The organism is Pseudomonas sp. HPB0071 (assembly GCF_000478505.2).
GTDB lineage: Bacteria > Pseudomonadota > Gammaproteobacteria > Pseudomonadales > Pseudomonadaceae > Chryseomonas > Chryseomonas luteola.
In genome coordinates, this window is record NZ_KI517369.1 from 25,708 (window position 1) to 38,852 (window position 13,145).

A 13,145-nucleotide genomic window follows, 5' to 3' on the forward strand; every position below is an offset into this window, starting at 1 on the left:
CGTTGCCGACATGCTCCCGGGCCTGCTCGCCGGTACGCATTTACTCGCCGGTGAACACGGCCACACGCTTGCTGTGAAACGCTTCGACGCCTTCCTTGAAGTCCTTGGAACTGCGCAGACGGCTGTAGCAGTGACCTTCCATTTCGATCGCGACGGTCAGCGGCGCGTCTTCGTTGTCATTGATCAGTTTTTTCGCCGTGCGCTGAGCCAGCGGCGAGAAGCGCCGCAGTTCATCGACCAGCGCATCGACGGTGCTTTCCAGTTCGGCATCCGGCACGACCTCGGTCGCGATACCCCAGGCATAGGCCTGGTCGCCCGTGATGCGTTTGGCGCGCATCACCATGTGCTTGGTGCGGGTGATACCAATGATTTTCTGCAGGCGTGCAGAGCCACCCGAGCCCGGAATCTGGCCCAGGTTCTGCTCAGGCAAGGCGTAGCGGGTGGTTTGCGAAGCAATGCGGAAATCGCAGGCCAGGGACAGTTCGAAACCGACGCCGAAGGTGTAGCCGCGGTTGGCAACGATCACCGGTTTTTCGCAACGTGCCGGTGCCTCGACGTTCCAGGCCAGCTTCGAAACGTGCTCCGGCGACGCTTCGAGGAAGCCCTTGATGTCGCCGCCGCTGGAGAAGTGTTCACCCACCGAGCGCAGCACGATGACGCGCACACCCTTGTGTGCATCGAGGGCTTCGAAGACCAGGCGCAGTTGATCGCGCTGGCCCATGGAAATGACGTTCAACGGCGCCCGGTCGAGGATGATGTCGGCGCGCTCGCGGGACACGTCGACTTCAACCTGGAAGCCATCGAACCGAGTGTCGAGAAATTGCTGGATCGCTTGTTGTTGCATGGGAATGTCCTCTGGATGATTAGCTGATGGCCTTCAAGACCTGTTCCTGGAATTGGGCCAGCAGCACGCGCCGCAGCACCTTGCCAACTGGAGATTTGGGAATCTGATCGATGAACTGGTAACGCCGTGGCCGCTTGAATTTGGCCAGGCCCGAAGCGATGCAATGGGCATCGAGGTCGCATTCCGACACCTCGGCGCGCGGCTTGATAAACGCAGCAATGATCTTGCCCCACTGCTCGTCCGGCAGACCGACCACCACCACTTCTTCCACCGCCGGGTGCAGCGACAGCATGTTTTCGATTTCCGCCGGGCTGACGTTTTCGCCGCCGGTGATGATCAAGTCATCGACGCGCCCCGTGACGAACAGATCGCCTTCCAGATCGAAGTAGCCGATGTCACCGGTGAAATACCATCCGTCACGCAACGCCTTGGCGTTCGCTTCGGGGCGATTCAGGTAGCCTTCGAACGCCTCGTCGCTCGCCAGGTCGGCGATGATCTGGCCCTCCTCCAACGGGTTGACCTGCACGTCCGCCGTTTCAGCATCGATCGGCACCACGCGTACTCGCTGGTTCATTGCACTGCGCCCTGAGGAGCCGGGTTTGCGACTGGCCTGCTGGTCGATGGTGAAGGTGTAGATTTCCGAGCTGCCGTAATGGTTGACGAACAATTGCGGCTGGAACGCCTGCTCGACGCGACGCATCAAGCCGTCGCTCATCGGCGCGCCGGCAAAGCCGATTTTCTCGACACTGGCGACTCGCTCGCGGGCAAAGGCCGGGTGTTCGATGAGCATGTGGTAGAGCGTCGGCACCAGGTACAGGTTGCTGACCTTTTCCCGCTCGATGGCCTGCAGCGTGGCCTCCACATCGAACTTCGGCACACAGACGAAATGCCCGTCGATCAGCGCCATCGACAACAACGAACGCACGCCCATGGTGTGGTAAAGCGGCATGACACCCAGCGTGCACTCGCTCTGGCGGTAGAGGTTTTGCGCGACGTGGGCCACCGCCGCGGCGCGTTCACTACGGTGCCGACGGGGCACGCCCTTGGGCTTGCTGGTGGTCCCGGAGGTGTACAGCAGCAGTGAAAAGTCTTCGGCATCGGCCTGCAAAATGATGTCGGAGGGGATCTGCGAACACAGCTCCTCGAAACTCAGGTCGGTGTCGGCGGCACGGATACCGGCGGCGATCCGTGGCAGCCTGGTGGCGGCGCTGCAACCGGCCACCGCGGCCACGGTCGCATCGTCGTAAGCCAGTGCGCGGATTTGCGCATCTTCGATGCAGTAGCCCAGTTCATCGGCAGTCGAACGCCAGTTCAACGGAGTCATGACGACGCCCGCAAACTGACAGGCCCAATGCAGGGTCGCCATCTGCCAGCGGTTCTGCATCGCTACCAGCAGTCGGTCACCGCGTTGCAGTCCGAGGCGTTGCAAGCCCCGCGCTGCGCTCTGGATATCGACGAACCAGTCTTCATAGGTTTTCTTCAACGCACCGTCACTGACCGCCACGGCGTGCGGTCGGCGTTCAACGGCAGCGAGAAAACTGCGTCCGAGATCGAACATTATTGTTATACCCCTTTGTTCGTTTGGCGCTGGGCAGCGACTTCGAGCACGGCCTGGACGATGCCGGTGTAGCCCGTGCAGCGACATAGATGCCCCGAAAGCATGTCGCGTACCTGGGTCTCGTCCGGGTTGGGTACCCGTTCGAGGAAATCCACGCAGGACATGAGAATGCCCGCAGTGCAAAAGCCGCACTGCAAGGCGTGATGACGGCGAAAGGCTTGTTGCAGGTCGCTCAGTGTGTCGTCGTCGGCCAGGGACTCGACGGTCTCGATACGCCGCTCGTGCCCCTGTACCGCGAGCATCAGGCAGGAACGCATGGCGACCCCGTCCACCAGCACCGTGCAGGCGCCGCAGACGCCGTGTTCGCAACCGACATGGACACCGGTGGCTCCGAGGTCGTGGCGCAGGAAGTCGCAGAGTTGGGTCCGCGGTTCGGCCAGCGCTTCGCGGGAGCGGCCATTGAGTTCCAGGCGAATCGGAAAGGTTTGGTCGGCAGTTACACGCATGTTCAGACTCCTTCGATCAGCTGATGACCCAGCTCGCGAACCAGTTGGCGGCGATAGGCGGCGCTGGCGTGCACGTCGTCTTGTGCATCGAGCGACCAGGCGGTTTGATTGAGCGCGTCAGGCAGCGCCGCACCCCGTGGCAGGCTGCGACGTTGCGGACGGTCGGCGACCCCGCCGATGCCGAGTTCGACCTGGTCCGTGCCGATGGCCGCGGCCAGGGAGACAATTGCAAAGTCGCCGTGGCGCATGGCGATTTCACGGAAGCGATAGGTGATGCCTTCGCGCTTGAGCGGAAAACGCACCTCGACGACGAGTTCATCCGCACGCTTGTCGGTGGTGAGAATGCCTTGGAAGAAGTCGGCGGCCTTGACGATGCGCTTGCCTTTTTTGGACTCGAGAACGATCTCGCCGCCCAGTGTCACCAGGCACAGCGGCAACTCGGCGCTCGGGTCGGCGTGAGCCACCGAACCGCAGACCGTACCGCGATTACGCGTCTGGAAGTGGCCGATCCAGGGCATCGCCAGTGCCAATAAAGGCACCTCGTCCATCAGGGTCGAACGCGCCAGCAACTGCGCCTGTCGCACCCCGGCACCTACCGCCAGGCAATCCTTGCGCAGCTCGATATAGGCCAGCTCGGCCACATGATTGATATCGATCAGCAACTTGGGTTGAGCCAGGCGCATGTTCAGCACCGCCATCAGCGATTGGCCACCGGCGATGATGCGAGCTTCCTGGCCGTACTCGGCGAGCAGCTCAACCACCTGACGCCGGGTGTCAGCCCGAACGTAATCGAAAGCAGCCGGTTTCATTGCGCACCTCCCTTGCCAAACAACGCGCCAAGAGAGGCCCGCAGTCGCGCCCACCAGCCGGTGGAGATGGCTTGGCCGCTGACCCGTTGCGAAAGGCGAGTAAATATTTGTCCGATGATCACTTTCGAGGCCCCTTGCAACATTCGGCCGCCGACTGCGGCGACTTTGCCGCTGACCGCCACCTGGTATTGGTACTCCAGACGTGTGTGGCCATTTTCCAGTTCAACGAAACGCACCTGGGCCTGGCCTTGGGCCGATCCCATGGAGCTGCTGCCGGATCCCGACAGACGCAACGAATGCGGCGGGTCCAGATCACTCAGGGCAACCTTGGCCTCGAAGCGCGCGCGGATCATGCCGACGCCAACGGTGACGTCTGCGCGGTAACGGTTTTCGCCGTCGAGCACGAGGTCGTGGCAACCGGGAATGATCGCCGCCAGCGTCTGCGGGTCAAGCAAGGTATCGAACACCTGTTGCGGCGAGGCAGGAATCACCACCGAGTCGTTGGCCCGCAGTGCCGGTCCACCGGCGGCTGCGTCGAGGTTGTCATCGGCTTCCATACCGGCGGGCCGTGGCGGTTCGTCGATGCCAATGAGCGTGCGTACTTTCGATGGCGTCAGTGGCAGACGGATGTCCGAGCGACCGAGAGCGTCGGCCACCGCGTTGGCGATGCACACCGGCGTGCTCATATTGTTGCCCTCGCCCACCCCCTTGGCGCCCAATGGGGTAAATGGCGATGGCGTGTCCATGTGCAGGATCACCGGTTCGATCACTTCCGGTGCGGTCGGCACCAGATAATCGGCGAAGGTCCCGGAGAGGAAGCTGCCGTCCTCGCCATAGGCGAACTCTTCCATCAGCGCCGCGCCGAGGCCCTGGGTGAAGCCACCACGAATCTGTCCATCGACCAGTGCCGGGTTGAGCAGGCGGCCGGCGTCATGGCAGGTGACGTAGCGATCGATGTGGATCTCGCCGGTCATGCGGTCGATTTCCAGACCACAGATGTCGAAGATAAAGCCGTAGCACAGTGAGCTATTGACCTGATCCTGGTCGTCCGGCGCCACCAGTTGCGGCGGACTCCAGAAGGCGGTTTCGCGCAGGCCGCCGCTTTCACCTCCCGGCAGCAGGCCCGGCGACCAGTGGGTCGCACCGGCAATCCGATGGAATGGCGCCACCGCCCCGCCATTGACCACAAAAATCTTGCCGCCGGCGAAACGAATATCTTCGGGACTGGCCTGCAACTGCTCGGCGGCAATTGCGGCGAGGCGATCGCGGATCTTCAGCGCGGCCTTGTAGACGGCACCGGCCACAGCGCCGGCGAAGCGGCTGGAATAGTTGCCCGAGGCAATCGACCAGGCGTCTTTCTGAGTGTCCAGTTCGACGTTGACCACGATGGATTCCAGCGCAACCCCCAGCACTTCGGCGACGACCTGCGCCACGGTGGTTTGATGGCCTTGCCCTTGCGGTGTCGAGGACACGTGCACGCTGACGTCACCCAACGGGCCGACGTTGATGGTAGCGGTGGCGACAGCGCCGTTTTTCGGACCGGCCTTGCGCCGTTCTTCGGGTGTCATCGCGGTGGTGATGTAGCCCATGTTGGAAATCGATGGCTCGATGACTGCGGCATAACCGATGCCATAGATTCGGCCTTCGGCACGCGCCTGATTACGGCGTCTGAGCAAATCGTCGAGACCGCCATCAGCCGCCGCCAAGGCAATGCCCGCCTGGTAATTGCCGGAATCGAGCAACGCACCGGCGGCCGCTTGATAAGGAAAGGCATCGGTCGGCACTAGGTTGCGGCGGATCACGTCCAACGGATCGAGCTTCAACTGCACGGCGATATGTTGCAGCAACCGCTCCAGGGCAAAATACACCTGCGGGCCACCGAAACCACGGTTCAGGCCGGAAGGGGTCTTGTTGGTCAGCACCACCCGGTTGCGCACTTGTACATTGCGGATCGCGTAGGCGCCCGTTAGGTTGCCGTGCATGCGGTAGAACGTCGCCGGCTCCGGCGCTCTCAGGTAGGCGCCACAATCTTCGATCTGGTCATAACGCAAAGCGGTGATTCGGCCATCGGCTTCTACCGCCGCTTCAATTTCGGTCACCCGATTGGTCGCCGAAGAAGCCCCCTGAAGATGTTCCAGGCGGTCCTCGACCCACTTCACCGGTGCCCCGACCTTGCGTGACGCTAGGCCCATCATCACCACGTAAGGGAACACACCTTGCTTGATGCCAAAGCTGCCACCGGAATCTTTCGGTGTGCGCAAACGCAAGCGGTTGCCGGGCACATTCAGTGCCCGGGCCATGACCGTGTGTAACGCATAGGGGCCCTGGAAATTTGCCAGCACGTCATAAATGCCAGTGGCGCGCTCGTACTGAGCCAGCACCACATAGCATTCGATGGGTGTGCAGGAACTGCGCGGAAACTTCACTTTGAGCGAGACCTTGTGCGGCGCCTGCTCGAACGCCTGCTCCGGTTCGCCATAACGAAAGTGCCGTTCGTTGACCACGTTGCTACCGACTGCTTCGTGCAGGATCGGCGCCTGGTCGGCAGTGGCCAGTTCAGGATCGATGATCGGGGGCAGCGGCTCGTATTCAACGCGCACACCTTCGATGGCGTCTTCGGCCAGATAGCGACTCTCAGCGATCACCACGGCCACCGGCTCTCCGACGTAACGCACCTTGTCGACGGCAACGCACCAGTGCTCCATCGGCTGACGCACACCCACCGGAAACGGCAGCGCCCAGCGTTTGACGTCTTCGCCGACCAGCACGCCGTGCACGCCTTTCATCAGCAACGCTGCGGAAAAATCCACCGACGTTATCCGGGCATGAGCGTGGGGTGATCGGATGATCGCCGCGTGTAGCGTTCCAGGAGGGATCGCAGCGTCATCGGCATAGCAGCCAAGGCCGCGCAACAATGCGGCGTCCTCGATACGGGTCTGACGGGCACCGATGTGGCCGGTCTGGCTTTCGGTAGCAGGTTGGAAACTAGTCATTTTTTTCGCGGCTCTTGTTGTTATGCAGCGCGATAGCGTTAGAGCCGAGTGTGTGAGAAAGGCGCAGGGAGCGCCTTGCCTGGAGAAAGGGAGTTCTGCGCTGGGGTCTGAAAATTTGCCTTAGCGTCTGATTTTCAGGTCTGGGGCCCGACAGAGTTGCCGGTCAGGGATGGGACGCGGGATGGCTCCGGAAAAGCCTCGATTTCTGCATAGGGCATCGGTTTGGCAAAATAATACCCCTGAAAAACATCGCAGCGACTGCCCTTCAGAAATTCCATCTGAGATGTCGTTTCCACGCCTTCGACGGCCACCGTCAGGCGCAGGTGATGGGCCATGGAAATAATGCCTTCGGTGATCGCTGCATCGTGAGGGTCGGTGGCGATTTCCCGGATGAACGAGCGGTCGATCTTGATCTTGTCGATGGGTAAACGCTTGAGGCTCTCAAATCCCGTCATTGCTTGAGTAGGCGGAATCACTCAGGTCAAATGCCATTCAGGTGGGGCATTCTGAAAAATATCGAGTTGCATGATCGAAGCCCAAGCTATCAATCAGTAATCGATAGTGATTCGCCTGGCGGCCTTCCATCAAGTGCGGGCATTGGATCAGTTTGGACTTCGGCAAGAAGAACCGTCCACGCCTCACTGGCGAGTTTTTGACAAGATACTGCTTCATCCCACCGGAAGCCTGACAACTCATCGGCGACTACCAACATCATGAGGTGATTTGTAGTCGCGTCGAGGTCGAGCAAACGTTTGTGCGCATTGAAACGAAAATCTTCGTTGAATTTCATTTGGGCATTTCCGCTATAGGTATTGCCCGATTCTCGGGCAGTGGTTCCTGTTTTCAATATGGCACCTATTGACGTGTCCAAACGTACGTAAGCCTACGCAATACGAATCTTGTGCTGTTAACTTCTTGAGCGTTTGCTTATGGTCGAGAGCTACCAGCTGAGACCAGCAGGTTTACCCGGACTTCACCGCTGATGACCCTGCGAACTTCGGCTGCAAACGATCGGCGGCCTGTATGAGGTCGAATGGCGAGTGCGGGACATATGCGCGCAGGATCGCTGGCGAATATTGCAGGGCAGCTAGCCAATTGGATAATGCCACGAGGTTACAGAGATCTGATCTACGAGGTGATCAACAGCAAAACTCCGCTAGATTTAGTAAATTTTCCAGCACAACACCTTGATGACTGACTCGAAATTCGCGTCACGGCGGGAGTTCTACGGTCAAGTGCATATCAGCACGAAGCGCCGCTCCAATCCGGGCTGTCATTAGTCCACCGCCACGTCTATTAGTACGGTCAATACAGAATCCAGCGTGCCATCGGGCCGATAGCAAAGTTGCGCATGGGCGGACTTTAGCGGGCAACTGGGCTGCTGTTCCGCCAACCATTCATTCAGCGCCTCGACCAGAACACGGGCTTCGACTATTGAATTTTCCGAACTGTCAAAAATTAACACCGCCATTTTTTATGTCCTCGGTTCGCCGGGTTAATGTTTTCGTGCCGCTGGAGCGGGTCGAAATGGATGCGGACCGAATTTGATGGCTATGTCGAACGCACTGTGCGGGTCTCCAGCACCTGCCTGATCAGCGTGGCGCGAAATCGCTACTCGGTGCCGTGTGAGCGGGTCGGCCAGTGGATCAGCATTCGTCTGTATCCCACGCGGGTGGTTGTCATCGCCGATGACACGATGACTGCCAGCCACGAGCGCCACTTTGATCGAGACCAGGTCAGTTATGACTGACAGCATTACATCCCGCTCCTCGAACGCAAACCCGGAGCACTGCGCAATGGCGCGCCGTTTACGCAGCTTACTGGCACTTTAAGTTCATTTTGCCTTTCAAGCGCAGGCTATCTGCCCCTCGTCCGTCAGGCTCAGTTTGCGCGTCGTGCGATTGAGCAATCGTGCGCCCATCCGGTCTTATAGGCAAACAACGCTTTTACCCACCGCCGAACGGGTCAGGCCCAGTGCAGTCGCCTCAGCGATAAAGCTTCCCGCCTTCACAGCAAAGACAAACGCGCTGATATCACCGAATCGGTTGGCTTGCGTGTGAGTTTGGCTCCAGGCTAGACATTTGAAGTATTTCAATAGCGCTAAAGCTTAGTCGCTCACGCCCGTGCCTTTGTGCAAGGGCGCAAACGGCAAAGGGTACCTATCAGAAGTCTTGCGCAGTGGGACGCAGAACGATTTCGTTGATGTCGACATCGGCAGGTTGCTCGATCGCGTATGCGATGGCCCGTGCAACCGAATCAGCCGGGATGGCCATCTTGTAAAACTCGCCAACGACCTCGGCGCTCGGCTGGTGCCCGCTGCCGAACTTGAGCTCGGAATCCACCGCGCCCGGTTCGATGGTCGTAGTGCGAATATTCCCGCCGACTTCATGACGCAGGCCATCGGAAATGGCGCGCACCGCGAACTTGGTGCCGCTGTACACCGAGCCACCGGGGCTGAATACCTTGATGCCGGCAACCGACGAGATGTTGATGAAGTGACCGCTGGCCTGTTGTTCGAAAAGCGGCAACGCGGCCGCGATGCCATACAACACGCCCTTGATGTTGATGTCGATCATGCGATCCCACTCTTCGACGCGCAGCTGCGAAATCGGTGAGATCGCCATCAGCCCTGCATTGTTGATCATCACATCGATGCGACCGAATGCCTCGACAGCCTTGACGACCAGCGCAGACAAGTCCTCTTTGCGTGTGACATCGATCGGATGGGCAATCGCCTTGCCGCCTGCTACGACGATCTCCCGGACAATTGCATCCAGACGATCCTGGCGACGGGCGCCAAGTACCACATGGGCGCCGAGCGCAGCCAAATGACGCGCCGTTGCTTCGCCCAGACCGCTACTCGCACCGGTGATGACGACCACTTTACCCTGGATATTTTTACTCATGTTCAGCGCTCCTGTTGAGACCTGCTTGGGTTGATGGGTGCAGTCTGCGCTGGTTTTATTTGTCAGAAAATGGAAGAGTTCGGATTTGAGAATTCCATTTTCTGGAACGGGAGTTGACGGCAATGCTCAATCGCATGGAACTGATTCGGATCTTTTCTGTGGCAGCGCAATCGACCACGTTTCGCGATGCCGCCACCCGCCTCGGCACCTCTCCGCAGACCGTGACACGAGCCATCAAAGAACTGGAGCGCACACTTGGGGAGCTGTTGTTCCACCGAAGCACGCGGCAGATTCATGTCACCGCGTTTGGTGCCAAACTCGCTTTGCAAGCCCGGGAAACCCTGGAGCTGGTGGATCAGTTGTTTATCGCCCACAGTACACAGGAGGCAAAAGGCATCGTCGGCATTACGGCGCCGCACGCCATTGGCAAGCTGTATCTGATCGAGTTTCTGAAACCGCTGATGCGGGAGAATCCGGGCCTGAGCATCGACCTGAGTCTGGATGACCAGCTCACCGACGCGGTGGCCAACAAGATCGACATCGGCATTCGTGTCGGCGCCGTGCAGGATCGGCGTTATATCGCCAGAACGGTGGCCCATGTCGCCCTGAAAATCGTTGCGGCGCCGCCACTCCTCGACACCGTACAGCGCCCTGGCAACATCGAGGATCTGAAACGTCTGCCCCTGTCGATGCTGATTGATCGCAACAACGGCCGCCCTTGGCCGTGGGTGCTTGCCGAGGGGCAAGCGTTCCTGCCTGCCTCCCCAGCATTTACCTGCGACGACCCAGAAACCGAGCGAGAGATTGTCCTGGCCGGCATCGCCTTTGGGCAAATGCCCGATTATCTGGCAGAACCCTACCTGTCTGAAGGGCGACTGGTCGAGGTCATGCAACACGATGCCCCGCCGCCTTCGGAACTGATCATGTATCGTCCGCAATCAGGGCCCGTGGCGTCGCGAGTGAGGCTGGTGTACGACCACCTGGTCAACTGTTTCTCCGACCCGCGTATTTTTGCGCAGAGCAAGCGCTGAAACAGTTCTGAACAAGGGCTTGTTTGGGGGGAGTACTACGCTGTCCCTTCGGGATTGCATCACTGGATGACCCGCAGAAACATTATTCGCGCTGGGACAGGATCGTTTCCAGCAGGCCCGGAAAACGATTACTCAAGTCTTCCCTACGCAACGAGTTCATGTGGGTCGTGCCGATGGTCTGGGTTTGAACCAGGCCGGCATCTCGCAGCACCCGAAAATGGTGGGACATGGTGGACTTCGCACGGCCACCGTCCAGCTCGCCACAGCTGGCCTCTCCCAGCTCGGCGAGGAGCCGGACAATCTCCAGGCGTACAGGGTCGCTCAAGGCGTAAAACAGACGCTCAAGAACGAATTCGCTGAGAGGAAGATGTTTGAAGGGGCGCATGAGCGAATCATACACGGGTTTGCTCTATGCCAATAGTTCGAATATTACCGAACAAGAGAAATACTAGCCTTCGGAGAAAAACCTAATGTCTGCGCTGTTCCAACCTTTCACGCTCAAGGATGTCTCCCTTCGCAACCGGATCGCGATTCCCCCCATGTGCATGTACTCGGCTAATGATGGCCTGATCAACGATTGGCACACCGTGCACTATGCCACCCTCGCGCGTGGCGGAGCAGGACTAGTGGTCGTCGAGGCAACCGCCGTGGCACCCGAAGGACGGATCACGCCTGGTTGTGCGGGTATCTGGAATGATGAGCTCGCTCTTGCGTTCGTGCCGGTGGTGCAATCGATCAAGGCTGCCGGCGCAGTGCCAGGTATCCAAATTGCCCACGCGGGACGCAAGGCCAGTGCGAACCGTCCCTGGGAAGGTGACGATCATATCGGCGGAGATGATTCGCGTGGCTGGCAGACCATCGCCCCATCGGCTGTAGCCTTTGGCGCTCATCTCGCCAAGCAGCCGAAAGCCATGACGCTGGAAGATATCGCCCGAGTGCGCGAGGATTTTGTCTCAGCCGCTCGCCGTGCACGTGAAGCTGGCTTTGAGTGGTTAGAGTTACATTTCGCCCATGGCTATCTGGCCCAGACATTCCTCTCTGAACACTCCAACCTTCGTGACGACGCCTATGGCGGAAACTTCGATAACCGTAGCCACTTTCTGCTAGAAACACTGGCGGCGGTTCGCGAAGTATGGCCAGAGCACTTGCCGCTGACCGCTCGTCTGGGTGTCATCGAATACGACGGTCGGGATGAACAGACCTTGTCAGAGGCTATCGAACTGACGCGTCGTTTCAAGGACGGTGGATTGGACTTGCTCAGCGTCAGTATCGGGTTCACCATCCCTGAATCCAACATTCCTTGGGCCCCCGGTTTCATGGGCGAAGTTACCCAGCGGGTACGGCGCGAGGCGGGTATTGCGGTGGCCTCGGCATGGGGGTTCGGCACACCGAGCGTCGCCGAAGAGGCGGTGAGGAGTGGTCAACTGGACCTGGCGATGATTGGCCGGGCGCACCTGGGCAATCCTAACTGGTCCTATTCAGCCGCCCAGGCGCTGGGTGTAGAGCGTGCTGCCTGGACCCTGCCCGCTCCCTATGCCCATTGGCTTGAACGCTACAGGTGATCCCGCCGGAGCGAGGGCGCTCGCATGGTCTTAGGGCTATCAACCTGGTCGAATGCCCAAGCGGGCAAGATTGTTGTCGCGCTCTCACCCGGATTCAGGTTTTTGGCCGCATGGCCGGCATGGACATCTTCGATACTCCGTGCCAGCCAATGCGCTTCTCGATCAGGCTCTTTCAGAACCTGGACTCGGGTTTCATCGCAATGAATGATGCGGCTATTCAACAGGCTGTCGCGCATCAGATTCAGCAGGGGTTGGAAGTGCTCGCCGCACTGGATGACCCAGCGTGCCAGGGTTTGACGTGAGATATCAATGCCGTGACGTCCCAGCACTTTTCGAAGCGATGAAGTGGCAGGCCGTCGACGTATTTGGTGGTCAGCAACATCGCCAGCACGCTGGGACTGGCCATGCTTTTTTCGATCATCTGAGCGGGCTTATCTGCTGTCAACGGTGCTGATTCGCAGTCGCGGCAGCCATAAACCTTGCGGATATGCTTGATGACCCGGATCTGCATCGGGACGATTTCAAGCTGCTCGCTGACTTCTTCGCCAATGGCGTGCTTGCGGCAGCCGCACGCACACGTCAGCTCGTGCTCAGGCAGTTCATGAATGACTTCGACACGCGGTAGATCACTGGGCAGCGGCTTGCGTTTACCACGGCGCTTGCTCGGTGCAACTATTTCCTCATCCGAAGCCTCATCCGCCGGCTCTGCCAGGCTTTCTGCTTCGTCAAAGAGAGGGAGTTGGGGCGTAGCCGAATCCTTGGTCTGCTCGGTCTTGCGGCCAAATAACCGCTGGCGGAGCAGTGCCACCTCTTCCTCCAGATGAACGATCTTGCCCTTATCAGACGCGCGCTCATTGATCATTTGCTCAAGCAGCTGCTTGAGCAAAACCGGATCGTCAGGAAGGGTCTCGGGCATGGAAATCATGCCGCGGATTA

The 13,145-nt window shown here is 59.5% G+C and carries 12 protein-coding genes and 3 pseudogenes; 3 read left to right on the plus strand and 12 right to left on the minus strand.

The window, feature by feature from the left end:
• Positions 1 to 40: 40 nt before the first annotated feature.
• From HMPREF1487_RS22955 to HMPREF1487_RS22990, 8 genes are all read right to left on the minus strand, one after another.
• Complete coding sequence (locus tag HMPREF1487_RS22955; protein ID WP_010799160.1) at positions 41 to 844, minus strand: enoyl-CoA hydratase/isomerase family protein; 804 nt, start codon at positions 842 to 844, stop codon at positions 41 to 43.
• A gap of 19 nt (positions 845 to 863) precedes the next feature.
• Positions 864 to 2,402 (minus strand): AMP-binding protein, encoded by a 1,539-nt coding sequence (locus tag HMPREF1487_RS22960; protein WP_010799161.1) that lies wholly within the window; start codon positions 2,400 to 2,402, stop codon positions 864 to 866.
• Between the two features lie 5 nt (positions 2,403 to 2,407).
• Positions 2,408 to 2,908, minus strand: coding sequence for a (2Fe-2S)-binding protein (locus HMPREF1487_RS22965; protein WP_008060977.1), 501 nt, complete (start codon positions 2,906 to 2,908; stop codon positions 2,408 to 2,410).
• Positions 2,909 to 2,910: 2 nt separating this feature from the next.
• Positions 2,911 to 3,717 carry an FAD binding domain-containing protein gene (locus HMPREF1487_RS22970; RefSeq protein ID WP_010799162.1) on the minus strand — a complete coding sequence of 269 codons (807 nt, stop codon included), beginning with the start codon at positions 3,715 to 3,717 and terminating at the stop codon, positions 2,911 to 2,913.
• Positions 3,714 to 6,710, minus strand: coding sequence for a xanthine dehydrogenase family protein molybdopterin-binding subunit (locus HMPREF1487_RS22975; RefSeq protein WP_010799163.1), 2,997 nt, complete (start codon positions 6,708 to 6,710; stop codon positions 3,714 to 3,716). The genes HMPREF1487_RS22970 and HMPREF1487_RS22975 overlap by 4 nt, the downstream gene beginning before the upstream one ends.
• Positions 6,711 to 6,844: 134 nt before the next feature.
• Positions 6,845 to 7,186, minus strand: coding sequence for an EAL domain-containing protein (locus HMPREF1487_RS22980; protein ID WP_256205769.1), 342 nt, complete (start codon positions 7,184 to 7,186; stop codon positions 6,845 to 6,847).
• A gap of 68 nt (positions 7,187 to 7,254) precedes the next feature.
• Positions 7,255 to 7,500 (minus strand): hypothetical protein, encoded by a 246-nt coding sequence (locus HMPREF1487_RS22985; protein WP_010799165.1) that lies wholly within the window; start codon positions 7,498 to 7,500, stop codon positions 7,255 to 7,257.
• A gap of 486 nt (positions 7,501 to 7,986) precedes the next feature.
• Complete coding sequence (locus tag HMPREF1487_RS22990; protein ID WP_010799166.1) at positions 7,987 to 8,181, minus strand: hypothetical protein; 195 nt, start codon at positions 8,179 to 8,181, stop codon at positions 7,987 to 7,989.
• 60 nt (positions 8,182 to 8,241) lie between these two features.
• On the opposite strand from HMPREF1487_RS22990, the pseudogene HMPREF1487_RS22995 reads away from it, so the two are divergent.
• A pseudogene (locus tag HMPREF1487_RS22995) lies at positions 8,242 to 8,529 on the plus strand (IS21 family transposase); the annotation flags it as partial.
• A gap of 36 nt (positions 8,530 to 8,565) precedes the next feature.
• Here HMPREF1487_RS22995 and HMPREF1487_RS28105 read toward each other — a convergent pair.
• Both HMPREF1487_RS28105 and HMPREF1487_RS23000 read right to left on the minus strand, forming a co-directional pair.
• Positions 8,566 to 8,805: pseudogene (locus HMPREF1487_RS28105) on the minus strand (LysR family transcriptional regulator); the annotation flags it as partial.
• Positions 8,806 to 8,872: 67 nt separating this feature from the next.
• The gene (locus HMPREF1487_RS23000) at positions 8,873 to 9,616 is read right to left on the minus strand and encodes an SDR family oxidoreductase (protein ID WP_010799168.1); all 744 of its coding nucleotides are present in this window, start codon (positions 9,614 to 9,616) and stop codon (positions 8,873 to 8,875) included.
• A 122-nt stretch (positions 9,617 to 9,738) separates the two neighbouring features.
• Here HMPREF1487_RS23000 and HMPREF1487_RS23005 point away from each other — a divergent pair, with 122 nt between their 5' ends.
• Positions 9,739 to 10,647, plus strand: coding sequence for a LysR family transcriptional regulator (locus HMPREF1487_RS23005; protein WP_010799169.1), 909 nt, complete (start codon positions 9,739 to 9,741; stop codon positions 10,645 to 10,647).
• An 82-nt stretch (positions 10,648 to 10,729) separates the two neighbouring features.
• On the opposite strand, the gene HMPREF1487_RS23010 is transcribed toward HMPREF1487_RS23005, so the two are convergent.
• Positions 10,730 to 11,032, minus strand: coding sequence for an ArsR/SmtB family transcription factor (locus HMPREF1487_RS23010; protein ID WP_010799170.1), 303 nt, complete (start codon positions 11,030 to 11,032; stop codon positions 10,730 to 10,732).
• Positions 11,033 to 11,117: 85 nt separating this feature from the next.
• On the opposite strand from HMPREF1487_RS23010, the gene HMPREF1487_RS23015 reads away from it, so the two are divergent.
• Complete coding sequence (locus tag HMPREF1487_RS23015; protein ID WP_010799171.1) at positions 11,118 to 12,209, plus strand: NADH:flavin oxidoreductase/NADH oxidase; 1,092 nt, start codon at positions 11,118 to 11,120, stop codon at positions 12,207 to 12,209.
• Between the two features lie 155 nt (positions 12,210 to 12,364).
• Here HMPREF1487_RS23015 and HMPREF1487_RS23020 read toward each other — a convergent pair.
• Positions 12,365 to 13,134, minus strand: a pseudogene (locus tag HMPREF1487_RS23020) (transposase); the annotation flags it as partial.
• Between the last annotated feature and the right edge of the window lie 11 nt (positions 13,135 to 13,145).

Coding starts and splice junctions, on each gene's coding strand:
- HMPREF1487_RS22955 (WP_010799160.1), bottom strand. CDS start 844: ATGCAACAACAAGCGATCCAGCAATTTCTCGACACTCGGTTCGATGGC.
- HMPREF1487_RS22960 (WP_010799161.1), bottom strand. CDS start 2,402: ATGTTCGATCTCGGACGCAGTTTTCTCGCTGCCGTTGAACGCCGACCG.
- HMPREF1487_RS22965 (WP_008060977.1), bottom strand. CDS start 2,908: ATGCGTGTAACTGCCGACCAAACCTTTCCGATTCGCCTGGAACTCAAT.
- HMPREF1487_RS22970 (WP_010799162.1), bottom strand. CDS start 3,717: ATGAAACCGGCTGCTTTCGATTACGTTCGGGCTGACACCCGGCGTCAG.
- HMPREF1487_RS22975 (WP_010799163.1), bottom strand. CDS start 6,710: ATGACTAGTTTCCAACCTGCTACCGAAAGCCAGACCGGCCACATCGGT.
- HMPREF1487_RS22985 (WP_010799165.1), bottom strand. CDS start 7,500: ATGAAATTCAACGAAGATTTTCGTTTCAATGCGCACAAACGTTTGCTC.
- HMPREF1487_RS22990 (WP_010799166.1), bottom strand. CDS start 8,181: ATGGCGGTGTTAATTTTTGACAGTTCGGAAAATTCAATAGTCGAAGCC.
- HMPREF1487_RS23000 (WP_010799168.1), bottom strand. CDS start 9,616: ATGAGTAAAAATATCCAGGGTAAAGTGGTCGTCATCACCGGTGCGAGT.
- HMPREF1487_RS23005 (WP_010799169.1), top strand. CDS start 9,739: ATGCTCAATCGCATGGAACTGATTCGGATCTTTTCTGTGGCAGCGCAA.
- HMPREF1487_RS23010 (WP_010799170.1), bottom strand. CDS start 11,032: ATGCGCCCCTTCAAACATCTTCCTCTCAGCGAATTCGTTCTTGAGCGT.
- HMPREF1487_RS23015 (WP_010799171.1), top strand. CDS start 11,118: ATGTCTGCGCTGTTCCAACCTTTCACGCTCAAGGATGTCTCCCTTCGC.